This window comes from Pseudomonas sp. KU43P, assembly GCF_033095865.1.
Classification (GTDB): Bacteria; Pseudomonadota; Gammaproteobacteria; order Pseudomonadales; family Pseudomonadaceae; genus Aquipseudomonas.
The window spans coordinates 3,758,560-3,783,093 of sequence record NZ_AP019365.1 but is presented as its reverse complement, the minus strand read 5'-3'; the positions used below and the strand labels follow the sequence as shown (position 1 = coordinate 3,783,093).

Below are 24,534 nucleotides of genomic sequence, written 5' to 3'. Positions count from 1 at the left end.
GCCAGGCCAACATGAAAACACCCGGCGGCGTGCTGCTCAGCGGCGTCGAACTGGATCGCACCAGCCAAGTGCCGCTGTACCGGCAGCTGTACCTGCAGGTGCGCAAGCAGATCCTCAGCGGTCGGCTGGCGGGCGGCACTCGCCTGCCGTCGACCCGCACCCTGTGCAAGGAGCTGGGGTTGTCGCGGATCACCTTGCTCAACGCCTTCGACCTGCTCACCGCCGAGGGCTTCCTGGCCTCCCGTACCGGCGCCGGCACCTACGTTGGCAACGAGTGGGAAGGGCGCGGCCCTGATGCTGGGGCGGCGGCCAAGCCGCCGCGCCTGTCGAGCATGAGCCAGGCGGTGCACTCCCTGCGCAGTACGCATTTCAGCGGTGTGTCCTACAACGCTTGGGCGCCGGAGTGCCCGGTGTCCTTGCTGCCCAGCCACCCGGCTTACGATGCCTTCCCCATGCCGGTGTGGAAGCGCCTGGTCAACCGTCACCTGCGCAAGCCGGGCAAGGCGCAACTGGGCTACGGCGAAGTGAAGGGCCTGCAACGCCTGCGCGAGGCGATCGTCGAGTATGTATTCGATGCCCGTGGCATCGAGTGCAGCGTCGACCAGGTGGTCATTACCTCGGGTGCTCAGCAAGCGTTCAACCTGCTCGGCATGTTGCTGCTCAACCCCGGTGACAGCGTGTGGATGGAAGACCCAGGGCACATTGCCGCGCGCATCGCCTTCCAGGCGCTGGGCTGCCAGTTGGTGCCGCTGCGCATCGACGAGCAGGGCCTGGACGTGCAGCAGGGGCTGCGCGAATGCCCGGATGCACGCCTGGCGTTCACCACGCCGTCGCGCCAGCACCCGCTGGGCACCACCATGAGCCATGCACGCCGCCAGGAGCTGATCGACTGGGCCTCGCGCAGCCAGGGCTGGGTCATCGAAGACGACTGCGACAGCGAGTTTCGTTACGTGGGCCGTTCGCTGCCGGCGCTGTACGCCATGGACCCCTGGCAGCGAGTGATCTACGTCGGCACCTTCAGCAAGGTGCTGTACCCGTCATTGCGCCTGGGCTACGTGATTCTGCCCGAGGCCCTGGTGGAGCCGTTCTGCGCCATCCGCGCGGTCATGGACCGCAGCCCTTCGACCCTGCACCAGGCCACCACTGCCGACTTCATGCAGGACGGCCATTTCCTCGGCCATATCCGGCGCATGCGTGCGCTGTACCAGGAGCGCCAGGCCTGCCTGGTGGAAGCCTTGCACAGCGAGCTGGGCGGGCTGCTTTCGGTGGCGCCGGTGGAGGCGGGCCTGCACCTGATTGGCTGGCTGCCTGCAGAGGTCGATGACGACGCCGTGGCCCGTGGCCTGGCCGAACACCAGGTCTACACCTACGCGCTGCGCGACTACTGTCTGCAGCGGTATCTGCCGCCGGGGTTGCTGCTCGGTTTCGCCGCGACGCCGCAAGCGCAGGCCCGCCAGCGCGTACAGGAACTGGCTCAGGGTATGCGCCGGCTCGGCCTGGGGGTGTGAAGCGGGCACGACGGCGGGCGTGCAAAGTGGTCATATCAACAAATCAGTAATGGCTATAGGGATAGCACCATTCCAGAGCGATAAAAGCACAGCCGGCCACCCCGGCATCGCTCAGGAATGATAATAATGACAGCTATCCAAGCCCGCTTCGCCGCCCTCATGGGCCACAACGCCGGGGCCACCACGCCCCCGGTGCTCACCCAAGACCTTGCCCAGCGTTTGCTGGCTCGCCTCGACAGCCTGCGCCTGTTCGCCCATGGCTACCCACTGCTGACCAACCTGACCCACGGCCGTGTCAGCCCCGAGGACATGCTCGACTTCGCCTACCGGCACGAGCTTGACGGCCTGGCCCTGCACCTGCTCGACGGCGAGCACAACAGCCTCTCGCAAATGCCCGCCGAACGCCTCGCTGCTTTTGCCGCCAAGGCCCGCGACTACGGCCTGGACGTGCACCTGGAAATCAGCAGCACGCTGCCCGAAGATGTCGACCAGGCGGTGGCCGTGGCCCGTGCCATCGGCAGCCGCAACATCCGCATCTACTCGCGTTACGAGGGGCACCTGTCGCGGGTCATGGGCATCATCGAGGACGACCTGCAGCGCCTGGCGCAGCTGGCCGATGAGCATGACCTGCACTTCGATTTCGAGCAGCACGAAGAGCTCAAGAGCGACGAGATCGCCAGCTTGCTGCGCCGGGTAGGGCACCCACGGCTGAACGCGCTGTTCGATTTCGGCAACATGATCAACGCCTGCGAAAAACCGCTGCCGGCCCTGGCCAACCTTGCGCCGTTCATTCGCCAGGTGCACCTCAAGGGTGTGCGCGTGGTGCCCGAGGCCAACGGCTTTGGCCACTACGGGGTGCTGCAGGGCAGTGCCGAAGACCAGTTGCCCAGCGCCCGCATGCTGTTGGAGCTGTTGTTGCTCGGCGAGCAGCGCCCGCAAGTGGTGGCCTTCATCCTCGAACAGGAAAACCACTACATCGCACCTGCCTTCCGCCAGACAGGCGAGGCCAGCGACCCGTTCATTCCCTATCGCGAGATGAGCGAAACCCCGCTGCCGCCGGGTTACAGCCTGGAGCGAATGCTCACCGACGAACACCGCTGGGCCAACAACCAGGTGCGCTACCTGCGTGGCCTGCTGGGCGAGTTGCGCCTGCTGGCCGAACTGGCCCTGGCAGACCACTGAGCACATTCGATCCGCCGTCGGCGACGGCGCCCATACCCCGGAAACTGTGGAGAACAACAATGACAGCACCGGCTAAAGCCAAGTGGCTGCGCTTTCTGGTCCTCGTCCTTGGCGGTGGCACCATCTACAAACTGTCCAGCCTCAAGGATGCCTTCTACATCCCCATGCAAGAGCACATGGGCCTGACCCACACCCAGATCGGCACGCTGCTCAGTGCCAACGCGATCGTCGCCACGGCCCTGTTCGTGCTCGGCGGCTTGCTCGCCGACCGCTTCGAAACCCGCCGGCTGATTCCGCTGGGGCTGATCGGCGCCGGTGGCCTGGGCGTGTACCTGGCCAGCTTCCCCGGCTTCAACCAGCAGCTGATCGTGTTCAGCCTGCTGGCGGTGTGTGCCGACTGCCTGTTCTGGCCGTCGTTGCTCAAGGCCGTGCGCAACCTCGGCAACGACAACGAGCAAAGCCGCATGTTCGGCTTCCTCGAAGGCGGGCGCGGTGTGGTCGACACCCTGGTGGCGTTCTCCGCGCTGGGCGTGTTCGTCGCCCTGGGCTCCGGCGCTGTGGGGCTCAAGGCCGCCATCCTGTTCTATTCGTCGATTGATATCGGGGTGGGTGTGCTCACCTTGTTCCTGCTCAAAGGCGACCCGCAGGTGGCAGGCAGCCGTGAGCCGGTCGGCAGCAAGGCCCTGCTCGAAGCGGTGCGTTCGCCAGGCATCTGGCTGGTGAGCCTGAACGTGTTCATGGTCTACATCGTGTATTGCGGCCTGACCTACTTCATTCCCTACCTCAAGGACATGTACCACCTGCCGGTGGCGCTGGTGGGTGCCTACGGCATCATCAACCAGTACTTCCTCAAGGTGCTCGGCGGCCCGGCCGGCGGCTACATTGCCGACAAGCAGCTGAAGAGTTCCAGCCGTTACCTGAAGTGGGCGTTCCTGGCGTTGCTGCCGCTGATGCTGATCATCCTCAACATCCCGCGCCAGGAGAGCTTCATCTATGCCGGTATGGCCGCCACGCTGACCTTCGCCCTGGTGGTGTTCACCATGCGCGGGGTGTTCTGGGCGCCGATGAGCGAGGTCGGCATTCCTTCGCGGATTACCGGGTCTGCCTTCGGCATTGGTTGCCTGATCGGCTATGCGCCGGGGATGTTCGCCTACGTGATCTACGGTTCGCTGCTCGACCGCTACCCGGGTGAGCTGGGCTACACCTACGTGTTCAGCCTGATGAGCGTGCTGGCGGTGGTGGGCTTCGGCGTGTCCGGCCTGTTGCAGCGGATGGTCAAGCGCCGCGCCAGCCAACAGCAAACAGAGGCCTTGGCCTGATCGACGGCCGTGCAGGGGCTGGCATCGCGGCAGCCCCTGCAGGCGCTTATTGCAAGGTCAGTGATTGCAGTGCCGACGGCATCTGCGCAAGGGTTTCTTCGACGCGCGCGATTCTCAGTGCAAGTTCATCGGCTTCTTCAACATTGCCCGCGGCTCTGAGGCGATCTCGCGTCTGGCGCAGCGTGAGCAGAGTCTTTTGCAGCTTTAGGGCAGAGGCTGTGTACGTATCCATATGTTTCTCAAGCGCTGAAGGCGTCCTTGCCGTTGTAGGAAAACCGGACCGTAGCAGCTCGAAAACCCTGATCAAACTGGGCTTTCATACAGGAAAAGCGAGTTGCTTGGCTTTTTCCTACAGCAGTAAGAAACACTTCCTACAAACTTGAAGGGTAGTTGTTGCAATTCGTAAAGCTGGCGCCCCTTCACACCCCCCGAATGTTCTGGCTTTCCAGCGTCCCGACCCGTTCCGAGGCTTCCCTGGCATCCCTCCAGGCGCGGCAGCCATGACTGAAACCTTATGTAGCAATTACCGCCACACGGAGGAGGCCCCCGCCTTTTAGAAAGCGCTCAAGGCGCGATAGCAGAACGGCCCCGCGCCATCTGATCCGCTTTTTTTCGTCAAACCTGAATCTGTAACCGTATCAGCCTGAGGTCGACAATGAGCGTGTCCCGACATCACTTTGAAGAGGTTCCAATGGGCAAGCTCGCGCTGTTTCTGGGTGGTTTTCTGCTGCTGACCATTCTGATCGGTCTGCTCGGCACCATTCCGCCAAGCTGATTTCACCCTGTAGTGCTACCCGGTTGCACCACTGGACCGGTGGTAGCTGCAAGTCGTTCTCAAGTGCAAAAGGCTCGTGTAGTCTCCCCGCGTCACAATGGGTCGCGACAGCGAGCCGGCCATTTGCCTGGGAGCCGATACATAGATGGAATGCAAGAAGGGCGCTTCAGCCATGTTGGAGTGGCGTAGCCGTTATCTCGCCGCCGGCATCCTCGACGAGGATGATTACGATAAAGCCTTGCGCAGTGCCGAAGCGCTGGAGCAGTCAGGCGTGATCAGCGCGCTTGAATGGGTCGAGCTGGTAAGGGCTGCGAATGCGGCCTTGCTTGAGGTGCGATAAGTCCTTCTTTACATGAGGAAATCTGTCCACAAAAAACGTGGGTAGGTCTGTGGATAAAACGCTGTAGGCCAGGAAAATGGCGGGCTCTGTTAAATTGGACAGAATTTGAACAGCCTTTATGAGGGCTGTTCAATGGCCGCCTCACCGGCCTGGCGCAAGGCCAGCAACAGTTCGCGCACACGCGCTGGTAGCTCACCTGCGGGGTACACCGCGTGCATCTGTGGGTCCTGCCCGGTGCTGGACGTCAGCCGGTACTGCGGGCATACCCGCACCAGGCGCCCGGCCCGTACCTGGGCTTCGCCTACCCAGTCCGCCAGGCGGGCAATGCCGGCGCCGGCCAGGGTGCTGTGATACACCGCATCGCCCGCGCTCAAGCGCAAGCGGGGGTGCGGGCGCATGCTGGTGATGTGGCCATCGCGGCAGAAGTGCCAGGCCTTGAGAATACGGGGCGCGGTGTGCAGGATCAGCGCGTGGTCGGCCAGCTGTTCGGGCTCGTGCGGTGTGCCGGCGCGGGCCAGGTATTCAGGGCTGGCGTAGAGATGCCGGCGGTAGCGCCACAGGGGGTAGCCGATCAGTTCGCTCGATTGCGCAAACGCGCCGCGCACCACGAAATCGAGCTTGCCCAGCAACGGGTCGATGGCCTCGTCACGGTACTGCACGTCCAGGGTCACCTGCGGGTGGCGCCGGGAAAAGGCTGCCAGCATGCCGGGCAGCACATGCTCGCCGAGCAGTTGCGGCACAGCAAAGCGGATCCAGCCCTGGGCGCTGCCCGTGAGCGCGGCCAGTTCATCGGTGGCATCGCGTTGCACATCCAGCAAGCGCTCGGCATGTGGCAGCAGGCGTTCGCCGGCTTCGCTGAGGGTGACGGTGTTGGCGTTGCGGATGAGCAGCTTGCACCCGGTGTTGTCTTCCAGGGTTTGTACCGCGCGGGTAATGGCGCTGGGTGAGCGGCCCAAGGCGCGTGCCGCGGCGACGAAGCTGCGCTTGTGCGCAACGCTGACGAATGCCTGGATTTCGCGCAGCATGTCCAATGCCATGGAGGGTTCCTCGTTGCAGTTTTTGCAATATGGCATTTCAACACAAGCGCGGCGCTTTGATTAGCCTTGCAGTCTGTCTTCACTGCCTGGAACCGCGCCATGATGGATATCGCCGTACTTTCCCTGTTCGCCTTTGCCGCCGGCTTGATCGATGCCGCCGTGGGCGGTGGTGGGCTGATCCAGATCCCGGCGCTGTTCAATGTGCTGCCCACGGCGCAGCCGGCGGCGTTGCTGGGCAGCAACAAGCTGGCGTCGGTATGCGGCACGGCATTCGCCGCGCGCTCGTTCATCCGCAAGGTGACCCTGGACTGGGGCCTGATCGTGCCGGCAGCAATCAGCGCCTTCGTCATGTCGTTCGCGGGCGCGGCCACGGTGTCGCTGGTGCCGCCCAGCGTGATGCGCCCGGCGGTGCTGGTGCTGATCGTGCTGATGGCGATCTACACCTTCTGCAAGAAGGACTTCGGCACCTTGCACACGCCTGCCAAGATCGGCCGCAAGGAGCAGTGCCTGGCGGTGCTGATCGGTGGCGCCATCGGCTTCTACGACGGCCTGTTCGGGCCAGGCACCGGCAGCTTCCTGATCTTCCTGTTCATCCGCTTCTTCGCCCTGGACTTCCTGCACGCCTCGGCCTCGGCCAAGGTGGTGAATATCGCCACCAACCTCGCGGCGCTGGTGTTCTTCGTGCCGTCCGGCAATGTGCTGTACGCCATCGCTTTGCCGATGGCAGCGTGCAATGTTCTCGGCGCCCTGACCGGCACCTGGCTGGCAGTGCGCAAAGGCGCCGGTTTTGTTCGCGGGTTGTTCCTGGTGCTGCTGTGCGTGCTGATCGCCAAGCTGTCCTGGGACTTGCTGGCCGGCTGATTCAGACCACATGGCGCTGGGCCTCGGCCTGTTCGACCCGGTTGCGCCCGTGGGCCTTGGCCCGGTACAGGGCCTGATCGGCGCGGGCCATCAAGGTATCCAGCGAGGGTGCCACGGTGTCGGCGTCGCAGCCGTCCAGGCCGATGCTCACGGTAATCTGCAGGCGCGCATCGCCTTGTGCCAAGTGCAGATCCTGCACGGCGCGGCGCAGGCGTTCGGCGGTGAACTTGGCGCGGTCCGGCGCCAGGCCCGGCAGTATCACCACGAATTCTTCACCGCCCATGCGCGCCAGCAGCTCGCCCTCGTGCAGCTGGTCTTGCAGGGTGCGGGCAAATTGGCGCAGCACCTGGTCGCCCACGGCATGGCCGTGGCGATCGTTGATCGATTTGAAATGGTCGATGTCGAGCATCATCAGGGTCAGCGGTACGGCTTGGGCATGCTGCTGACGGCTGTCGAGCAGGGCGTTGGCGCGGCGGGTAAAGGCGCTGCGGGTGAGCACGCCGGTCAGGTGGTCGACGGTGGCCTGGTGCGCCAGGCGCGCCAACAGGCTGCGGTTGGCCTGGCTGACGCACGCGACCACCAGCGGGCCGAGCACCAGCATGGCAATGCCCAGGCGCGCCGACATCAGCGTGGTGACCCCCGGCTCGCTCTGCGGCACGCTGAAGTGCATGAGATTCTGTGCCACGGCGACGATCAGTGTGCTGCCGGCGGTGAGTGTGAGCAGCGAGACCAGAAAGGGGGAGTAGGTCCAGGCGCACCAGAGCAGGGCGGCGATCGGGAAGGCAATGGCGCCGGGCCCGCCAAAGCCGATACTCAGTGCCAGCGAGACCAGTAGCACCAGCAACGGCGCCAGGCGGATCGCCTGGTTGCTGCGCAGCAGTGCGCGGGCTGAAGGGGCCGTTAGCATCACCGGCAGCACGAGCACGCTGGTCGAGAACTGTTCGCTGAACCAGGCCAGCCAGGTCGCGCGCAGCGATTGTTCGAACCACGGTGCGGCCATCACGCAGGCCAGGCTGGCCGCTACCGTGGCACCCGCGGCGCAGGCGCCGAAGACGCTGAGCACGCCATATGGGCTGCGCATGCGCCGGTGCAGGCGGGGCAAGCGCGCCAGCAGCAGCCATACCGTTACCACCACCCCCAGGTTGCACAGGTTGAACCATAAGGCAGGCGCCCAGGCGCTGCCGCAGGCCAGGTCGGCAGTGACCATGGCCAGCCAGACCAGGCTGAAGCCGACGACCCCGGCCTGCCGCGGATAGCGCAACAGAACACCGGCCAGCACCGCATTCACGGGCCAGAACAGAGACAGGGACTCGATTGGCCGGGCCAGGATACCGGCCAACGTCAGGGCAAAGGTTAGCCCGAACAGTGCAAGGTAGGGCAACAGGCGCGATTGTGCTGGAAAAACCATAGGCTCGACCGACAAGCGGAGACGAAATCCAGGACAACGGCTGTAGGCACCTGGGGCAATGACGCCTCAGTGTGTTTGCACAGGGTACTTGATGTCAATCTGCCGCGATCTGTAGGGATAATATCTTAATGCCACTATTGATCGCGACATTCTCCTACAAGCCGAAGAACCACGGCACCATCAGTACGGTCACCACCATCACCAGCAAGGTGAACGGCACGCCCACCTTGACGAAGTCGGCAAAGCGGTACTGCCCAGGGCCCAGCACCAAGGTGTTCACGGGGGAAGACACCGGTGTCATGAACGCCGCCGATGCTGCCAGGGCCACGGTCATGGCGAACGGGTAGGGCGACAGGCCAAGTTGTGTCGCGGTGCTGATCGCCACCGGTGCCATCAGTACGGCGGTGGCGGTATTGGAGATGAACAGGCCGATCACCGCCGTGACCATGAACAGGCAGGCCAGCATGGCGATCGGCCCGGCGCCGCCCAGCAGGCTGACCAGGCCCCCTACTGCCAGGTCGATGCCTCCGGTCTTCTGCAGGGCCTGGGCGAAGGGCAGCATGCCCACGATCAGCACCAGGCTCTGCCAGTGGATGGCGCGGTAGGCACTGTTCATGTCGATGCAGCGCCCGGCGCCCATCAACAGGCAGCCGATCAGCGCGGCGATGACATTGGGCACCGCGCCGCTGACCATCAGCCCGACCATCACCGCCAGGCTGATCAAGGCATAGGGCGCGCGGGTACGGGCTGGGGCGACCTGGTCGATCTCGGCGGGCAGGCTCAGTACCAGGAAGTCTTTGGGCTGGCTTTGCAGCAGGCGCACCGCCTTCCACGGGCCGACCACCAGCAGGGTGTCACCCAGGCGCAGTTTCTCTTCCACCAGTTGCTCCTCGATGGCTGCCTGGTCTCGGCGCAGGCCGACCACGTTGAGGTCATAGCGCGTGCGGAAGGCTATTTCGAGGATGCTCTTGCCGATCAGCTTGGAGCCCGGCGGCAGCGAAACTTCCGCCATGCCCAGCTCCTGGGACTGGTCGATGAAGTAGGCCGCCTTGAAGTGCAGCGGCTCCAGTTGCATGGTCTGGCACAGGCTGCGCAAGTCGTCGCGATTGGCGAACAGGTCGAGCAGCAGTACATCGCCCTGGTGTAGCACGGTGCTGGAGTCGGCAGCGATCACCCGGGTGGTGAACTTGTGCTGGCGCTCGATGCCGATCACGTTGGCGCCATGCCGGGTGCGCAGCTCCAGCTCGCCGAGGGTATGGCCGATCAGGGGCGACTGCGGGCGGATACGCAGGCGCCGCTCGCGGCCATTGAGTTTGTAGGCGAGCACCAGGTCCAGCAGGGTGCGGCGGGTTTCCACGCGGCCGTCCTTGCGCACTTCGCCGTTGAGCCAATTGCGGGTCAGGAGCATGTAGCCGACGCCCAGTACCAGCACCACCAGGCCGAACGGGGTGAAACTGAAGAAGCTGAAACCTGGCAAGCCATGGCGCACCAGTTCGCTGTGCACCACCACGTTGGGCGGTGTTGCCACCAGGCTGAGCATGCCGCTGATCAGGCCGGCGAAGCTCAAGGGCATCATCAGCCGGCTGGGGGGAATCTTCAGGCGCGCGGCGATGCTCAGGACCACCGGAATGAAGATTGCCACCACACCGGTGGAGCTCATCACCGAGCCCAGCCCGGCCACCGACACCATCAGCAATACCAGCAGGCGTGCCTCGCTGTTGCCGGCACGTTCACTCATCCATTCGCCGATGCGGTAGGCGATGCCGGTGCGCACCAGCCCTTCGCCGATCACGAACAGCGCGGCGATCAGCACCACGTTGGGGTCGCTGAAGCCAGCCAGGGCTTGTTCGATGGTAAGGATGCCCGACAAGGGCAGGGCGAGGATGACCATCAGGGCGACCACGTCCATGCGCGGGCGATTGATGACGAAGAGGACGACGACGACGGCCAGCAGGCCGAGGACCCAGAGCAATTCCTGGTTCATGAGGCGGGGATGTTCCTTCACACAAGAGGCACAGTAGACAGTAGCAGTCAGTGTGGCAGGTCGTGGTGAAGGTGATATTGATGAGCATCAGGGCCGCAAGGCGGCCCCGAGCGTACGGCCATCAGTGGTGACGGTGGTGTTTCTTGCTGCTGGTGCCCATGTGGTTGCCCAGGGCGCTACCGGCTGCGCCGCCCAGGCCAGCACCGATGGTCGAGCCGCTCGAACCACCGACCTTGCGGCCGATGACCGAGCCGCCGGCCGAACCCAGGCCACCGCCAATGGCCGCTTCGGTACGGCTGCCTTTGTTGGCACCTACCGCACCGGCTGCCGCGCCACCCAAGCCGGCACCGATGGTTGCGCCGGTGCTGCCACCGATTTGTTGGCCGACCACGTTACCCAGGGCACCCCCCAGGCCACCGCCAATGGCGGCGCTGCCGTCACCGGCGAAAGCGCCCTGGCACAGCAGCAGGCCAAGGGCAATGGAAGGCAAAGTCAGACGCATGATAGAAGCCTCGGAAGAATCATCAGGTTGTGGGTGGATTGAGAAGACGTCTTAGCGGTAGTCGCGGTCACGGTAGCGGCGATCATCATCGCGGTCGTAACGCTGGTGGTGACGGTGATCGCGATCGCCATCACGCCAGCCATCATCGTCATCGTGGTAGTGATGGTGGTGGCAGCCGGCAACCAGCAGGAATGCGGCGATCAGCGAACAGCTTGCAAAGCGGGTCATCACGATATAGGTCCTTGATCCGCAAAGGTTTACGGGACACTTCCTGAGACTGGGAACGGTCCATTTTGTTTCCTGGGCGGTGATTTTTTTGTTGCGCCGGCGATGAACGGCGTGCCTGTCGGCTGCTGTTCTGTCCCGTTCGGTCATGGCCGGAGCGCGGCTCGGCCCATAAACTGCTAGGCAGGCCGCAATGAAGACGGCTAGCTGCCACACGGTGAATCACGATGATCGCCCATACCCCCACACTGTTCGCCGCCGTTGCCCTGGTGGCGACCATCCTCGCCTTCTGCCTGTTGCTGGTTGGCCCGTCCAATCGCCGCAACGACGTGTGGCTGACCGGCTGCGGGCTGCTTGCCCATGCCTTGGCCTACGTCTGCTACACCCTGTATGGCCATGCACCGCTGTGGCTCAGCTATGGCGTGGGCAACAGCCTGTTGTCGCTGGCGCTGGCATTTTATACGGCGAGCCTGTTCCGGGTGCGCGAGCAGGCCATGCCCTGGCGGCTGATTTTCATCATGCCGGCGTTCATGCTGGTGGGCCTGATGCTGCTGCTCGATACCCTGGAGCCGCGCATGCTGCTGGCCAGCCTGGTGCTGATGCTGCAGTGCGCGATGATCCTGTACTGGGCGCGGCGCCACGTGGAGCGGCCGGGCAGGGCGCACCTGCTGCTGGAGATCGGCGCCTTGATCAGCCTGGTCGGCCTGGGTATGCGCGCCGTGGCGGTGCTCGGCGGTACCGCGGTGGAGATGCGTTACGACACCAGCAACCTCAAGCAGAGCATTTCCGTGGCCATCGGCACGGTCACGGTGATGATGTACTCCATCGGCCTGGTGCTGATGGCCAAGGAACGCAGCGAAACGCGCCTGCAGCACCTGGCTTTGCGCGACGTGCTGACCGGCACCTTCAACCGTCGGGCGATTCTCGAACGCTTTGCCGTGGCACTGGACTGTGCCCGTGGTGAGCAGAGCCACCTGGCCGTGGCCATGATCGACATCGACCACTTCAAGCGCATCAACGATGTGTACGGCCACTTAGCCGGTGACGAGGTGCTGTGCCATTGCGTGCGCCAGCTGCAGCAGCGCATGCGCGAGGGCGACAGCATGGGCCGTTACGGTGGCGAGGAGTTTCTATTGCTGTTGCCCCACGCCGACCGGGACTGCGCCCTGCAGGCGCTGCATGCCTTGCGCGAGGCCATCGCCACGAGCCCTGCGCATTTCGCCGGTGACGAGATTGCACTGCGTTTCAGTGTGGGGCTGTGGTGCGGTGTGCCTGGCCCCCACGACAGCACCTCGAGCCTGCTGGCCCAGGCTGATGCGGCGCTCTACCAGGCCAAGGCGGCAGGACGCAATGCGGTGCGCATGGCGGCGTTGGTCGGGGCCGGATGAAGTGCTAGAGTCGCTTTCTTTTTTGCCCCGAGGATGGAACATGCGAGCAATTTTGCCGATGGCTGCGGCACTGGTGTTGGTCGGTTGCGCTTCCGCGACCATGGACGCGGCACGTGGCGGCCAGCCGACTGCGCAGCTCAATTCGCAGAAGGCACCGGAGCTGGTGGCGCAGTGCATCCAGTTCAGCTGGCAGAAGGAAGACGTGTTCGGGGATGACGCCAGTGGTTACCTGGAGCCGCGCAAGCAAGGTGGCCTGACGGTATATACCCGTGAAGCCGAGTCGTTCGTCGATGTGTACCCGCAGGCGGGTGGCACTCGGGTGGATTACTATGCGCAGAAAAATGATGGCGTTGCCCTGCAGCGCCGGGCTGCAGCGGCCACCTGCCTGTAAGGCGGGCCGAGGTTGCTGGTAGATTTCAAGATCAGAGCAAGGATGGCTACCATGGATCGATCACAGCAACTGAACCGTGACAGTTGGGATGAGCGGGCGCCGCTGCACGCGGCTTCGAAGGACTATGAAGTCGAGCGCCTGGTCGGCCAGCCTGAGCACCTGTCCGAAACCGTCCGTTTCGACCTGCCGCGTCTTGGCGACATTCAGGGCCTGCGCACGGTCCATCTGCAATGCCACATCGGCACCGACACCCTGTCGCTGGCGCGGCTGGGCGCCCAGGTCTGCGGCCTGGACTACTCCGCCGCCTCGCTGCTCGAAGCCAGGCGTCTGGCCGAGCGCTGCGGCACGGCTATCGATTATGTGCAGGCCGACGTCTACGAAGCTGACCGAGTCTTGCCCGCCGGTAGTTTCGACCTGGTCTACACCGGCATCGGCGCGCTGTGCTGGCTGCCGGGCATCGAGCCCTGGGCCCGCGCCGTGGCAGCCTTGCTCAAACCGGGTGGCCGCTTGTTCCTGCGCGATGGGCACCCGATGCTGATGGCCGTCAATGAAGACCACCAGGACCGGCTGCAACTGGAGTATCCGTACTTCGAGCACGAAGCACCGACGGTATGGCACACCGACCAGACCTACGTCGACAGCGACCAACGCCTGACCCGGACCGAAACCCACGAATGGAACCACGGGTTGGGTGAGGTCATCAGCGCCTTGCTCGCCCACGGCCTGCAACTGACCGGCCTGGTCGAGCACCAGAGCCTACCCTGGGAGGCGTTGCCGGGGCAGATGGACAAGGGCGCCGATGGCGAATGGCGGTTGCGCCATGCGCCCCAGCGCCTGCCGCTGAGCTACACCCTGCAGGCAATCAAGGCCTGATCAGGACAGGTAGCCACCGTCGACGTTGAGGGCGGTGCCGGTGGTGTAGCTGGACGCATCGCTGGCCAGGTACAGCACGGCGCCGGCCATTTCCTTGGGGTCGGCCACGCGCTTGAGCGGAATCTGCTGCAATGCTGCGTTGAGGATGGCGTCGTTCTTCACCAATGCAGAAGCGAACTTGGTGTCGGTCAGGCCCGGCAGCAGGGCGTTGCAGCGGATGCCGAACGCTGCGCACTCCTTGGCGAAGACCTTGGTCATGTTGATCACCGCCGCCTTGGTCACCGAATAGATGCCCTGGAAGTGGCCCGGTGAAACCCCGTTGATCGAGGCTACGTTGATGATGCTGCCGCCGCCGTTTTCGCGCATCAGCTTGCCGGCTTCCACCGACATGAAGAAGTAACCGCGGATGTTGACGTCGACGGTCTTCTGGAAGGCGCCGGCGTCGGTGTCCAGCACGTTGCAGAACTGCGGGTTGGTGGCGGCGTTGTTGACCAGCACGTCCAGGCGCCCGAACTGTTCGCGGATGGCGGCAAACGCCTGCTGGATCTGCTCCAGCTCACCAATGTGGCAGGCAATCGCCGTGGCCTTGCCGCCGGCGGCAATGATCGCGTCGGCCACTTGCTGGCAGCCTTCGAGCTTGCGGCTGGAGACGATCACATGGGCACCTTGCTGGGCCAGCAGGTGGGCAATGGCCTCGCCGATGCCACGGCTGGCACCGGAGACGAAAGCGACCTTGCCGTCGAGGTCGAACAGGTGAGTCTTGGACATGCTGTTTTCCTTGTTGTCTGTCGTCAGAGGGTGGACTTGCCGATGACCTGCAGGCTCATCTGCTCCAGCAACCGGTTCATGTGGATGAACTGGGCGAAGCGTTTGTCCTGGGTCTGGCCGTGGTAGAAGCGGTAGTAGATCTGCTGCACGATGCCGGCCAGGCGGAACAGGCCGTAGCAATAGTAGTAATCGAAGTTGTCCAGGCGAATGCCGGCGCGCTCGGCGTAATAGTCGACGAACTGGCGGCGGGTGAGCATGCCCGGGGCGTTGCTCGGCTGGCGACGCATCAATTGCACCGGCGCCGGGTCGCTGGCCTCGATCCAGTAGGCCAGGCTGTTGCCCAGGTCCATCAGCGGGTCTCCGAGGGTGGTCATTTCCCAGTCGAGCACGCCGATGATGCGCATCGGGTTGTCGGCGTCGAGGATCACGTTGTCGAAGCGGTAGTCGTTGTGAACGATGCCTGGGCGCGGGTGGTCGGCGGGCATCTTGTCGCGCAGCCAGGCGATGACCTGTTCCCAGCGCGGCGCGTCGGGGGTCAGGGCTTTTTCGTAGCGGCTGGTCCAGCCCTCGATCTGGCGTTGCACGTAGCCTTCCGGCTTGCCCAGGTCAGCCAGGCCGCAGGCGTTGTAGTCGACCTGGTGCAGTTCTACCAGGCGGTCGATGAAGCTCTTGCACAGGGCTTCGGTGCGCGTGGCATCCAGGCCCAGCTCGGCCGGGATGTCCGAGCGCAGGATGATGCCCTTGACCCGTTCCATCACGTAGAACTCGCCGCCGATCAGGGTTTCGTCGGTGCAGTGCACATACGCTTTTGGGCAGTAGGGGAAGCCGCTGTTGAGCTGATTGAGGATGCGGAACTCGCGCCCCATGTCGTGGGCCGACTTGGCTTTCTGGCCGAACGGCGGGCGACGCAGCACGAACTCGCGGCCCGGGTAGGCCACCAGGTAGGTCAGGTTGGAGGCACCACCTGGGAACTGGCTGATGCTCGGCGTGCCGTCAAGGCCTGGGATGTGGGCCTTGAGGTAAGGATCGATGACGGCCGCGTCGAGTTCTTCGCCGGGGCGTACCTGGGTGGACTGGTCGGTGAGCGTCATGCGTTTTCCTTATTTTCTAGCGCAAGGACTATTGGCTAATTTAATGGCCTTGGTGCGCTGGAACAAGCGTGCCAGGTGCCATATAGGTATGGGTGTTGCTGGCCGATCACTGCACCGAATGCCGTGTGCAGGCAAAAAAAAACCGAAGCCGTTCAGGCTTCGGTTTTCGTCTCGCTCGGTGTACCCGTCACTCAGGAAGGGAACAGCTCGCTGAGTTTCATCGACAGCATCATGTCGCCTTCAACGCGCAGCTTGCCGCCCATGAAGGCCTGCATGCCGTCGGTTTCGCCGCTGACGATGCCCTTGAGGGTTTCGCTGTCCATGACCAGGGTGCAGTTGGCATCCGGGTTTTCACCTTCCTGCAGGTCGCAGGTGCCGTCCTTGACGATCAGGGAGTAGTGCTTGTTTTCGTCGGTGATGTTGAAGCCGAACACCAGGTCCAGGCCGGCAGCAGCGGCGGGATTGAACTTTGCTTTCATCGCTTCGACGGCTTTAGCTACATCGCTCATGGTGTATTCCTTGTTAAGTAATTATGAGTGCCCGCAGGGGCACAACAGGCCGGGCTCATCTATAGGTGATGAGTTCCGGCACCTTCAACAGTTGCACATGGGCTTGGCTGTTGAAGGAGGCCAGTGCCACGTCGCGGCCGCGAAACTTCAGTTGGCTGAGCGACGTGTTGATGATCTGCCAGTTCAGTGCGAAGGCTTGGCTGGGGGTAATTCCGGTAACCAGGTGGAGCAGGGCGGCAATGGTACCTCCCGAGGTGAACACGGCGATGTTGTCGCCACTGCCAGCACTGTCCAGCACACGCTGCAAGCCGGCCTCGACCCGCGAGGTAAATGCCTGCCAGGTCTCCAAGCCGTCATCGGCATGCTCGCCAGCGTGCCAGCGCTGTACCATCAGGGCGAACAGGCGCTGGAACTCGCTGCGGTTATGCGCGCCATTGCGCAGGATATCGCGGGCGTTCGGCTCTTCGGCCAGCAGGCTGGGCAGCAACGCACGGATTACTCCATCGGCGTCGAACTCATTGAATGCCGGGTCTGTCTCAATGGCCGGTGTTGCGCAGCCGTTGCCGTGTAATGTTTCCAGCGCCAGCCGGGCAGTATCCTGCTGGCGGCGCAGGTCACCCGCCACACAGCGATCCAGGCGCAGGCCAAGCTGGGCCATGTGTTCGCCCAGTGCTTGGCTCTGGCGAATGCCTACCGGCGACAGGACGTCATAGTCATCGGCACCGAAGGAGGCTTGGCCATGTCGGATCAGGTAGAGGTTGCCCACGAAGGTATCCGGCCGCTTGAAGGTTGCTGCGAGGTTAGGATGCGCCACACGGGCTGTCAACGAAAAAACATACAAGCGTTTGAAAAGGTTGTTTGAACTGTGTTGCCGGCCTTTACCTCGGCTGGCAGCACTACCAGAGCACCGGTATGCTAGCTACAGTTTCGCGCCGTTCAGGCGCTGGTTCATAAGGAGTCAACGTGGAGTTTCTTGCCGAATACGCAAGCTTTCTCGCTAAAACCGCCACCCTGGTGATTGCCATCCTGGTGGTGTTGTCCGCCATTGCCGGTTTGCGCGGCAAAGGGCGGCGCAAGGCCGGTGGCCAACTGCAGGTCACCCGCCTCAACGAGTTCTATAAAGAATTGCGCGAGCGGCTGGAGTCCGGCCTGCTCGACAAGGCCCAGCTCAAGGCCTTGCGTAAGCAGCAGGCGAAGACCGAAAAACAGAAGAAAAAGGCCAAGGCCGAAGAAAAGGGCCGAGTATTCGTGCTCGATTTCGATGGCGATATCAAGGCCTCCGCCACTGAAAGCCTGCGTAACGAGATCACTGCGCTGTTGACCCTCGCCACCTCGCGTGACGAAGTGGTCCTGCGCCTGGAAAGCGGCGGTGGCCTGGTGCACAGCTATGGCCTGGCCGCCTCGCAACTGGCGCGCATTCGCGAAGCCGGCATCCCGCTGACCGTGTGCATCGACAAGGTGGCCGCCAGTGGCGGTTACATGATGGCCTGCATCGGCGAGAAGATTGTCAGTGCGCCCTTTGCCGTCCTCGGGTCGATCGGTGTGGTGGCGCAGTTGCCAAACGTCAACCGCCTGCTGAAAAAGCATGACATCGATTTTGAGGTACTCACCGCCGGGGAATACAAACGCACCCTGACCGTGTTCGGCGAGAACACCGAGAAGGGCCGGGAGAAGTTCCAGGAAGACCTGGACATCACCCACCAGCTGTTCAAGGACTTTGTCGCCCGCTACCGCCCGCAGCTGCATATCGACGAGGTGGCCACCGGTGAGGTCTGGCTGGGCGTCGCCGCCCTGAACCGCAAGCTGGTAGACCAGTTGCAGACCAGCGACGAATACCTCAGCGACCGCGCCCGCAACGCCAACCTGTTCCACCTGCACTACGCCGAACGCAAGAGTTTGCAGGAGCGCATCGGCATGGCAGCCAGCGGCACGGTGGAGAACACCCTGGTGGGTTTGTGGAGTAAACTCGGCCGCTTGCGCTAAACCCTTGAACCCCTTGAATATTTTTTTTGATCAGGGGGTTGCAAGGTCTGCGGAATGCAGACATAATGCGCCCATCGAAACGCAGCGAACTTTGAAAAAGGTTCAGTGTTTCAAGGAGATAGCAAAGCGCAAGCAGCTAGATCCGAACTTTGAGGCCGAGTAGCAAAGTGGTTATGCTCCGGATTGCAAATCCGTCTACGCCGGTTCGATTCCGACCTCGGCCTCCACATTCGAAAGCCCCGCAGATTAACGTCTGCGGGGTTTCTCTTTGCGAGTCAAAAAAGCAAAGTGTTCCGCAACTTTTGGCATGTGTTCCGCAACCCCTGACTATTTCGTTGGGCTCACAACCTCGCCAACGCGGCGATAGACCCGCTTGGTGATCTCCTCTTTCGAGTGCCCCAGCAGCCGGCTGGCGTGGCTGATATCCTCGATCTCCGATGCAGCCTTCGGGCGGATATCGCGGAACTGGAACTGCCGAACTTTGGCGGCCAGGTCTGTGTTGCCGTCGCCGATCAGCTTGCGAGCAGCCTTGTCCCGCGCCTCACTGAAGCGATTCCTCAGCATCTCCCAGCTCATCCGTAGGCCGGCGTCGTTGGTAATCAGGCGTGAATTGCGCACGCCCTGCAGCTTGCGCCGTTCAAGCAGCGCCTCGATGAATAGGCCTAGGCCGGTCAGCACGCCATTCACATGCCGTCGAATTCGCAACTTCTTATCGGTCTTGTTCTGGTCGACCCACAAGTAGTCCTCGTCGAGGTCGACCGTGCTGAACTTCAGCGTGTCGGCTGGGCGCTGGCCGGCCAAGTAGGCCAGGTCCATGGCGTCCTTGAGACCCTGGTCGCCTTCGGCGTACACCGCATCCCAGATCTCGTCGGCCGCGTAGAAGTCGCGGACCTTCTCTTTGTTGCGGCGAACCGCCAGGCAGGGGTTGCGCTCCACAAAGCCCCACTCCATGGCCATGGTGAAAACGTGCGACAGCAGGGCGATCTCCCGGTTTGCCCGAGTCTTCGCGGTGCGGGCGTCCCGGTACTGGGCAACGACCGGCGGGCTGATGGCCTCGATCGGCGCGTCACCGAACGCCTTGCGCAGGCGTTCCAGTTCGTACTTGTTGTCTTTTTGAGTGCGGGACGCTTTCGTCGGGATAATGTCCCGCTCATACCGTTCGAACAGCTCCCCCATCGTTGCCATAACCTTCGGCCTGGCCTTCTGCTCCAGGCGCGCCCACTCCAGCTTGGCCTCCGCCAAGTCTTGCCCCAAAGGGATTTCGATCCTCTTCCCGTCCGCGTCCCTACCGCAGTAGTAGTACGCCACCCAAACTTTCCCGCCTTTCCTTTTCCGGGCACGCCGAAGCATGCGCTCCGGCAGGTCACGGTTTTCCTTTTTTCTATGGCGCACTTTCTACCCCACGCGCGATAAGTCCAATGTCCATGTTTCAGCCGTGGCATTCGTTGCCGTTGGCTTGACGCCTGCCATTTTGAGCCGGGCGTATACCCGGCCGACAATAGGCCGCCTGGCCCGGGTGAGCGTGTACTGCCAGCCATTGTTGGCCAGCCACGCGATCTGTTTGCTCGGGAGCTGGTAGCCGGTCACCCGCACCACCTCTTCCTCATCGAGAAACTCGCTTGCATGTTCCATGGGATGGGCTCCACGCCGCCGGTGGCGGCAGGTTGGTGGTCAGGTTCGGTGTGGCTGCAGGAGCTCGCCTGCGACGACTAGGGCCCGACCAGCCTCGGCAGCCGGTACCGATCCGCCAGTCAGGGCCTTGCTCAGGCAGTCAGTTACCTGCTGCAAGGCCTCGATCAGCTTTGCCTGGTGCTGACCCTCGCCTCGGCCGATATCCCAGAACTCCTGCAGCCAGTGACCAGATGGTGGAAAGTTGTTGTTCTGCGTCCCATACCCCAACGCTCCGATAGCGGCATCGCAGATCAAGCGCTTGTACAGGGTTGCGCCATCGAGGCTCAGCCCGCCGCGCCGGCGCAGGGTGTTCACGACCTCGTCGGCATCGACGCCTGGCCCCTTGAAGACGATGTCTTGCTCTGGCTCGCCGGGGATGTAGACCACCAAGGTCAGCTTGGCTTCTGGTGTCAATTGGTCGCTGATCTTCACCAGCGCATCGTTGGCTACTTCGTGGAATCGGTTTACTGCGGACATAGGTCATCCTCGCCCGGCAGCGATCGCCGCCGGGCCGTTTGTTTGAGAAAGGGGTAGGGGTCAGGCCAGCAGCACGTCGCGCACGACTTCCCAGAGTCGGGCTGCGGGCCATTGGTAACGGTCGAAGTCGGTGTCCGGCTGGACGCCGTAGCGGCAGGTGGAGTGGGCGCCGGCCGGGTATTCGCCGCGTTTCTGCATGATGGTGGCCACCCGACCGTCACCGCCTGGCTCTGTGCGGTGGTACGCATAGGCCTGGGTGTTGTAGTCGTTACCGACATCGATCTTGAAGGTGGTCTCATGCACCAGGTCGGCACGACCGTCCGGTGTCCAAGGGCGTCCGCCGCCGGCGGTGCGCTTACCTTCGTGCAGGTACAGCACAAATTCGCCTTCCGGATTGCTCATCATCCAGTAGCAGTGGTTGATCTGCGTGCCGACCAGCACCCGTGAAATAAAGTTGAAGCGGTGATCGTGGATGGCCGAATGCTCGAAGCAGCTGCGGCGCGGCAGTTCGGGGTGCCACACGTGCAGGCGCTGCTCGCCCTGCAGTTGAACCTGAACGAAGCCCAGGCCGTGGAGCGTGATCTTGTCGGTCATCACATCGTCGATGATCATGGCAATAGCTCTCCGTGCCCGCGGGTCTAAGCCGACGGGCTGCTATGGTGTCTTCCGGGTTATTGAGTCAGTTCGTGGCCAAATGGCACCCGGAAACCAGAGGCATTGCGGTGGCCTCCGCCGCCGTACTGTTTTGCGATCTCTGAGACGTCGAGGCCTTCGTCAGTGCTGCGGAGGCTAAATACGCGGCCATCCGGGGTGTCCCAGTAACAAGCGGCGAATGGCTCGCCTTGAGCCATTAGGTGCCCCGCATCACTGGTGAGCGTGTACGGCAGGCTGGCTGCCGGCACATCATGCCCCCCGATGACCAGGCGGCGCTTCATAACGGCGACCAGTTCGGCAATGTCCTTGTGGTGCTTGCGCTCGATGGCGGCGCCGTCCGAACGCAGGGTCTCCACCTCGGCGGACATGAGCTTGTCCCAGACTTCAAAGTCGTAGGGGTAGCTGAACAGGTTGGCCTGGATTTCGCGGGTGCCGTCCAGTTCGAACAACCAAAGGTCGCGGTCCTGAATGTGGCGCAGCAGCTTTGGTGGCTCTTTCCCGGGGAAGAAGTGATCCCAGGCGAGCATGGCGCCACTGCGATGCATGTCGAAACAGCAGGCAATGCGCGGGGAGTTCTGCGAGTACATGAGGGTGAAAGCGCTTTCCCATCCCAGCGCGACCGAGCCGTCGGCGTGTCGCCCATCGAGGCGAACACCGGCATGGAATGGCGGAAACTTACCCAAGTCCTCAGCCGCCGATTTGTGATGGTCGAGGACGATGATGCTGTTGGCTTTGAAGCTCATGGCGACCATCACTTCGGACTTGTAGCTGAAGTCCACGATGATTACGTCCTTGTCGGTTACGTCCGGTGGTTCCAGGCCGTACACGCCGGCCACGAACTCAACCCGGGTACCCATGGCTTTACGGACAACCCATGCGGCCCCGAAGCCGTCAGCACAGTTCCCGTGGTAGATGCACATCGTTTTGCGTTCAGACATAGATGGTCCTCGCCCGCGCGGCTCCCGGCGGGCTTGAATGATGATTGAGGATAACCATTTCGGTGTGGTCACCGGTATGGCGCCGCTGGATGGCGGGCTTGAGTAGTAGGGGGAGGGGTTAGCGCTGGCGGTCGAAGAAGTTGCCGGCCCGGCGTTGGAAAGTCAGGTGAGCCCATTGCCGGGCTGCGTTGCCGGCCTGGACGAGTGAGGTGGCATCGGTTGAGTAGCCGGCATGCAGAACCTCGTCACCGGCTGCGCTGCTGAGCACGATCAAGGCTGCCAGCGGCTCACGCTCTACCTCGTTGGCCTCGATGTGGCTGGCAACTTCCCGAAACCAGTCGGCCAGCTTCTTGCGTTCAGCTTGGTTGGTGGTCACCTGGTTGTTGTGGGCCCGGCGCTTGGCTGGAAACTTGAAGACTTCGGCGCTCATCGCGGCCCCCTGTATATCAGGTAGGCCATGTACATCAGGGGCAGGATCATGGCTTCTTCTCCTGTGAGCGGCGGGCAACGCCTTCCAGGATGGCGATCGACCTGCGTCGGCGCTCTTGTACTTCCGGGCTGTCGGGGTCGTAGCTGGCGCCGAGGTAGGACTTCGGGTCAGTTGCCATGGCGCGCTTGATGCGCTGGAACTGCTCGTCACGCTGCCAGACGCTGCTCCAGGTCAAGAACGGCTTCTTGCCTTTCTCCTCGCCTTCGGCCAGTTTCCAGATGGCTTGACGGTCGAAGGTCATGAGCCCGTCCAGGGCGCAAACGGCCAGCCGCAGCTCGTCGTAATCTGGTCGCTCGCCGGATTTGGCTGCTTCGATGATTTCGCCGAGAGTTCTCATGGCTGGCCACCGGCGGCCAGGGCCTCAGCCTTCAGCGACGAGTACGCCACCCCATCCAGCGCGCTATCCTCGTGGAACTTGTCGGGGTTCTGCCACTGGCGAACGTCCTTCAGCACCTGGAGCAGCAGCCACCCCTCGGCTTCGGTGAGGTCACGGCCGGTGATGGCGTTGAAGGCCTGGACGGTGCGGCCCATGCTGCGCTCGCCGCCGGGTGCGTCGTACTGCTTCCCGCGCTCGGCCTGCACATCGATGGCGGCTTGCAGGAAGTAGGTGGAGTTCTTCGCTTGGGTCAGATCGGTCATGGCGAAACTCCTGCAGGAACATCAAAGAACCCAAGGCGCCCCTTGAGTGGAGTGAATGCCCAGGGCCTTGGATCGCACAGGACGAAACCCTTCTCGCCCATGTACCAAGGCGACGTGCTGGTATCGACGCTATCGGTCAGCTCAACCGATCCGATAATTCCGCCGCGCTGAAGCTGACTCCAGTGTGGGGGGAGGGCCAGTCGGTGCTCGTTGCAGAACACCACGGCATCGCTCCATTCCCTGCGGGTCATGCCCTGGGCGGCGTGCACCAGAAATCGACCACGAAACTTGGTGTGCCACGACCTGTTCTCGATGTCCTTGTCGCCATGGATGATCAGCCAGGCCCACGGTTGTCGAATTGAAAGTGCTTTCACAGCTGATACCTCTCATCAATCCAGCGCCCAGGCGCCAGAGCGGGTGTAGGTTCGGGTTGGGTTTCGTGCGGGGAGAGCTGGCGCTGGTTGCCGGCCTGCAGCTGGCTGTCGGGGATGCAACTGATGCCGGCCCCATTGAGCAGGTAGCAGGTGACGCCGCGCTGGCTGTCGTGCTGCACGTCGATGACGTTCTCGGCTGCGCTGGCGCCGGTGGCCAGCATCAGGAGGCAGAGGGCGAGGCGGGTCATGGCTGCACCTCGGCGTTGTAGCGCTTGTAGTCTTCGCCGAACTCCCAGCAGTAGGTCGCTGGCCATGCGCCTGGCGTGCCTTCCTCGACGAATACGTATCGGTGCGCAAACTCGCCCGAGCGATCCGGCACCGTCTTGCACCATTTGTGCTGCGGGCCGCCTAGGAACCAGCCTGGGCACTCCTTCACAGCTTCAGCCATGAACACATCGAGGTCGTGGTGACCCTTGCTCATCGCGATGTAGGTGTCGCTGCCGACGCTCTGAACGTCCAGCGGATACTGTTTCAGCCTCATGGCTTCATCTCGCGGCGAGCCCACTGCACATGCGGGCCGTCTTCCGTGTCGAAGATGGCCATCAGGAACCACTCAGGGCCAGGCGATTCAGGCTCCCAGCCGTTGCAGTGGCCGGCTCCGTCGAAGTACGGGTGCTCAACCAGGTCTGAATCCATATCCCATGTCTTCAGCTCCAGGCCTTGCTCAGCCGCCCAGGCCTTGAAGGGGGCCGGGTCTTCCGTTCCACCAAAGTCAGGGATGCCTAGGTGGCACCACCACCCGTTTCCATCGCGCGCGACAGCGGCCGGCTGGATCAATTGCTTTTCTTCAGGCATGACTTCGTCCTTGGCCGCTCCTGCGACCTGCTTGTGCTTAAATTGGCGTGGTTTCGAAATGGATCTTTTGGTTAAGGAGAACGCTATGTTTGCTGTTGGTATCGCACTGCTTGCTGTCGGCTTGGGCACCTCAATGCCGGGCCTTTGGATACCAGGCGCCGCCCTCATGGCTGCTGGAGCAGTAAAGCGCGTGCGAAGCTGATCCCCTGGCCGCCATATCACGGCAGTGAATAGAGGGTAGGGTTGCTCTGGGGCCAGTTGTCCGATACAGCTCACAGTAGGGCTGAATGCG

General features: G+C 63.0%; 31 protein-coding genes and 1 tRNA gene. 10 read left to right on the top strand and 22 right to left on the bottom strand.

What is annotated here, in order from left to right:
* Nucleotides 1-11: 11 nt before the first annotated feature.
* The 3 genes from KU43P_RS17435 (at nucleotide 12) to KU43P_RS17425 (ending at nucleotide 4,009) form a co-directional block, all read left to right on the top strand.
* Complete coding sequence (locus KU43P_RS17435) at nucleotides 12-1,508, top strand: PLP-dependent aminotransferase family protein (RefSeq protein ID WP_317658669.1); 1,497 nt, start codon at nucleotides 12-14, stop codon at nucleotides 1,506-1,508.
* Between the two features lie 126 nt (nucleotides 1,509-1,634).
* Nucleotides 1,635-2,690 (top strand): sugar phosphate isomerase/epimerase family protein, encoded by a 1,056-nt coding sequence (locus KU43P_RS17430; protein WP_317658668.1) that lies wholly within the window; start codon nucleotides 1,635-1,637, stop codon nucleotides 2,688-2,690.
* Between the two features lie 59 nt (nucleotides 2,691-2,749).
* On the top strand, nucleotides 2,750-4,009 hold the full coding sequence (locus tag KU43P_RS17425) for an MFS transporter (protein WP_317658667.1): 1,260 nt from the start codon (nucleotides 2,750-2,752) through the stop codon (nucleotides 4,007-4,009).
* Between the two features lie 46 nt (nucleotides 4,010-4,055).
* Here the strand turns inward: KU43P_RS17425 and KU43P_RS17420 are convergent, their stop codons facing one another.
* Entirely contained in the window at nucleotides 4,056-4,241 is a 186-nt protein-coding gene (locus KU43P_RS17420) for a hypothetical protein (RefSeq protein WP_317658666.1), read from the bottom strand.
* A 688-nt stretch (nucleotides 4,242-4,929) separates the two neighbouring features.
* Between KU43P_RS17420 and KU43P_RS17415 the strand changes: the two genes are divergently transcribed.
* Nucleotides 4,930-5,124, top strand: a complete 195-nt coding sequence (locus tag KU43P_RS17415) for a hypothetical protein (RefSeq protein WP_317658665.1) — start codon at nucleotides 4,930-4,932, stop codon at nucleotides 5,122-5,124.
* 116 nt (nucleotides 5,125-5,240) lie between these two features.
* On the opposite strand, the gene KU43P_RS17410 is transcribed toward KU43P_RS17415, so the two are convergent.
* On the bottom strand, nucleotides 5,241-6,161 hold the full coding sequence (locus tag KU43P_RS17410; protein WP_317658664.1) for a LysR family transcriptional regulator: 921 nt from the start codon (nucleotides 6,159-6,161) through the stop codon (nucleotides 5,241-5,243).
* A gap of 99 nt (nucleotides 6,162-6,260) precedes the next feature.
* Here KU43P_RS17410 and KU43P_RS17405 point away from each other — a divergent pair, with 99 nt between their 5' ends.
* Entirely contained in the window at nucleotides 6,261-7,022 is a 762-nt protein-coding gene (locus KU43P_RS17405) for a sulfite exporter TauE/SafE family protein (RefSeq protein WP_317658662.1), read from the top strand.
* A 1-nt stretch (nucleotide 7,023) separates the two neighbouring features.
* Here the strand turns inward: KU43P_RS17405 and KU43P_RS17400 are convergent, their stop codons facing one another.
* From KU43P_RS17400 to KU43P_RS17385, 4 genes are all read right to left on the bottom strand, one after another.
* Nucleotides 7,024-8,445, bottom strand: a complete 1,422-nt coding sequence (locus KU43P_RS17400; protein WP_317658660.1) for a diguanylate cyclase — start codon at nucleotides 8,443-8,445, stop codon at nucleotides 7,024-7,026.
* 139 nt (nucleotides 8,446-8,584) lie between these two features.
* The gene (locus KU43P_RS17395; RefSeq protein ID WP_411567222.1) at nucleotides 8,585-10,435 is read right to left on the bottom strand and encodes an SLC13 family permease; all 1,851 of its coding nucleotides are present in this window, start codon (nucleotides 10,433-10,435) and stop codon (nucleotides 8,585-8,587) included.
* A 100-nt stretch (nucleotides 10,436-10,535) separates the two neighbouring features.
* Nucleotides 10,536-10,916 (bottom strand): glycine zipper domain-containing protein, encoded by a 381-nt coding sequence (locus KU43P_RS17390; protein ID WP_317658657.1) that lies wholly within the window; start codon nucleotides 10,914-10,916, stop codon nucleotides 10,536-10,538.
* Nucleotides 10,917-10,967: 51 nt separating this feature from the next.
* Nucleotides 10,968-11,144 carry a hypothetical protein gene (locus tag KU43P_RS17385; RefSeq protein ID WP_317658656.1) on the bottom strand — a complete coding sequence of 59 codons (177 nt, stop codon included), beginning with the start codon at nucleotides 11,142-11,144 and terminating at the stop codon, nucleotides 10,968-10,970.
* A 224-nt stretch (nucleotides 11,145-11,368) separates the two neighbouring features.
* On the opposite strand from KU43P_RS17385, the gene KU43P_RS17380 reads away from it, so the two are divergent.
* The 3 genes from KU43P_RS17380 to KU43P_RS17370 are packed head-to-tail and all read left to right on the top strand — an operon-like array spanning nucleotide 11,369 to nucleotide 13,793.
* Nucleotides 11,369-12,529 (top strand): GGDEF domain-containing protein, encoded by a 1,161-nt coding sequence (locus tag KU43P_RS17380; protein WP_317658655.1) that lies wholly within the window; start codon nucleotides 11,369-11,371, stop codon nucleotides 12,527-12,529.
* A 40-nt stretch (nucleotides 12,530-12,569) separates the two neighbouring features.
* A complete protein-coding gene (locus KU43P_RS17375; protein WP_317658654.1) occupies nucleotides 12,570-12,920 on the top strand; it encodes a hypothetical protein in 351 nt (116 codons plus the stop codon).
* 51 nt (nucleotides 12,921-12,971) lie between these two features.
* Nucleotides 12,972-13,793: a class I SAM-dependent methyltransferase gene (locus tag KU43P_RS17370; protein ID WP_317658653.1), complete on the top strand. Its 822-nt coding sequence runs from the start codon at nucleotides 12,972-12,974 to the stop codon at nucleotides 13,791-13,793.
* Here the strand turns inward: KU43P_RS17370 and KU43P_RS17365 are convergent, their stop codons facing one another.
* From KU43P_RS17365 to KU43P_RS17350, 4 genes are all read right to left on the bottom strand, one after another.
* On the bottom strand, nucleotides 13,794-14,561 hold the full coding sequence (locus KU43P_RS17365) for an SDR family oxidoreductase (protein WP_317658652.1): 768 nt from the start codon (nucleotides 14,559-14,561) through the stop codon (nucleotides 13,794-13,796).
* A gap of 23 nt (nucleotides 14,562-14,584) precedes the next feature.
* A complete protein-coding gene (locus KU43P_RS17360) occupies nucleotides 14,585-15,652 on the bottom strand; it encodes a phosphotransferase family protein (RefSeq protein ID WP_317658651.1) in 1,068 nt (355 codons plus the stop codon).
* A 191-nt stretch (nucleotides 15,653-15,843) separates the two neighbouring features.
* On the bottom strand, nucleotides 15,844-16,161 hold the full coding sequence (locus KU43P_RS17355; RefSeq protein WP_317658650.1) for an SCP2 sterol-binding domain-containing protein: 318 nt from the start codon (nucleotides 16,159-16,161) through the stop codon (nucleotides 15,844-15,846).
* A 55-nt stretch (nucleotides 16,162-16,216) separates the two neighbouring features.
* A complete protein-coding gene (locus KU43P_RS17350; RefSeq protein WP_317658649.1) occupies nucleotides 16,217-16,927 on the bottom strand; it encodes a histidine phosphatase family protein in 711 nt (236 codons plus the stop codon).
* A gap of 197 nt (nucleotides 16,928-17,124) precedes the next feature.
* On the opposite strand from KU43P_RS17350, the gene sohB reads away from it, so the two are divergent.
* The gene (gene sohB, locus KU43P_RS17345; protein WP_317658647.1) at nucleotides 17,125-18,144 is read left to right on the top strand and encodes a protease SohB; all 1,020 of its coding nucleotides are present in this window, start codon (nucleotides 17,125-17,127) and stop codon (nucleotides 18,142-18,144) included.
* 153 nt (nucleotides 18,145-18,297) lie between these two features.
* Nucleotides 18,298-18,371: transfer RNA gene (locus tag KU43P_RS17340), tRNA-Cys, on the top strand.
* A 100-nt stretch (nucleotides 18,372-18,471) separates the two neighbouring features.
* On the opposite strand, the gene KU43P_RS17335 is transcribed toward KU43P_RS17340, so the two are convergent.
* The 12 genes from KU43P_RS17335 to KU43P_RS17280 form a co-directional block, all read right to left on the bottom strand.
* Nucleotides 18,472-19,536 carry a tyrosine-type recombinase/integrase gene (locus KU43P_RS17335; protein ID WP_317658646.1) on the bottom strand — a complete coding sequence of 355 codons (1,065 nt, stop codon included), beginning with the start codon at nucleotides 19,534-19,536 and terminating at the stop codon, nucleotides 18,472-18,474.
* A gap of 3 nt (nucleotides 19,537-19,539) precedes the next feature.
* The gene (locus KU43P_RS17330) at nucleotides 19,540-19,776 is read right to left on the bottom strand and encodes a DUF4224 domain-containing protein (protein WP_054903680.1); all 237 of its coding nucleotides are present in this window, start codon (nucleotides 19,774-19,776) and stop codon (nucleotides 19,540-19,542) included.
* A 39-nt stretch (nucleotides 19,777-19,815) separates the two neighbouring features.
* On the bottom strand, nucleotides 19,816-20,292 hold the full coding sequence (locus KU43P_RS17325) for a hypothetical protein (RefSeq protein WP_317658645.1): 477 nt from the start codon (nucleotides 20,290-20,292) through the stop codon (nucleotides 19,816-19,818).
* 60 nt (nucleotides 20,293-20,352) lie between these two features.
* Nucleotides 20,353-20,904: a hypothetical protein gene (locus KU43P_RS17320; protein WP_317658644.1), complete on the bottom strand. Its 552-nt coding sequence runs from the start codon at nucleotides 20,902-20,904 to the stop codon at nucleotides 20,353-20,355.
* 59 nt (nucleotides 20,905-20,963) lie between these two features.
* The gene (locus KU43P_RS17315; protein ID WP_317658643.1) at nucleotides 20,964-21,884 is read right to left on the bottom strand and encodes a DHHA1 domain-containing protein; all 921 of its coding nucleotides are present in this window, start codon (nucleotides 21,882-21,884) and stop codon (nucleotides 20,964-20,966) included.
* 118 nt (nucleotides 21,885-22,002) lie between these two features.
* Nucleotides 22,003-22,314, bottom strand: a complete 312-nt coding sequence (locus tag KU43P_RS17310; protein ID WP_317658642.1) for a hypothetical protein — start codon at nucleotides 22,312-22,314, stop codon at nucleotides 22,003-22,005.
* A gap of 46 nt (nucleotides 22,315-22,360) precedes the next feature.
* Nucleotides 22,361-22,711, bottom strand: a complete 351-nt coding sequence (locus KU43P_RS17305; RefSeq protein ID WP_317658641.1) for a hypothetical protein — start codon at nucleotides 22,709-22,711, stop codon at nucleotides 22,361-22,363.
* Nucleotides 22,708-23,013, bottom strand: a complete 306-nt coding sequence (locus tag KU43P_RS17300) for a hypothetical protein (protein ID WP_317658640.1) — start codon at nucleotides 23,011-23,013, stop codon at nucleotides 22,708-22,710. The genes KU43P_RS17305 and KU43P_RS17300 overlap by 4 nt, the downstream gene beginning before the upstream one ends.
* Entirely contained in the window at nucleotides 23,010-23,387 is a 378-nt protein-coding gene (locus KU43P_RS17295) for an ASCH domain-containing protein (protein WP_317658639.1), read from the bottom strand. Before KU43P_RS17295 ends, KU43P_RS17300 begins: the two co-directional genes overlap by 4 nt.
* The gene (locus tag KU43P_RS17290) at nucleotides 23,384-23,635 is read right to left on the bottom strand and encodes a hypothetical protein (RefSeq protein ID WP_317658637.1); all 252 of its coding nucleotides are present in this window, start codon (nucleotides 23,633-23,635) and stop codon (nucleotides 23,384-23,386) included. Before KU43P_RS17290 ends, KU43P_RS17295 begins: the two co-directional genes overlap by 4 nt.
* The gene (locus KU43P_RS17285; RefSeq protein WP_317658636.1) at nucleotides 23,632-23,928 is read right to left on the bottom strand and encodes a hypothetical protein; all 297 of its coding nucleotides are present in this window, start codon (nucleotides 23,926-23,928) and stop codon (nucleotides 23,632-23,634) included. The genes KU43P_RS17290 and KU43P_RS17285 overlap by 4 nt, the downstream gene beginning before the upstream one ends.
* The gene (locus KU43P_RS17280) at nucleotides 23,925-24,242 is read right to left on the bottom strand and encodes a hypothetical protein (RefSeq protein WP_317658635.1); all 318 of its coding nucleotides are present in this window, start codon (nucleotides 24,240-24,242) and stop codon (nucleotides 23,925-23,927) included. Before KU43P_RS17280 ends, KU43P_RS17285 begins: the two co-directional genes overlap by 4 nt.
* Between the last annotated feature and the right edge of the window lie 292 nt (nucleotides 24,243-24,534).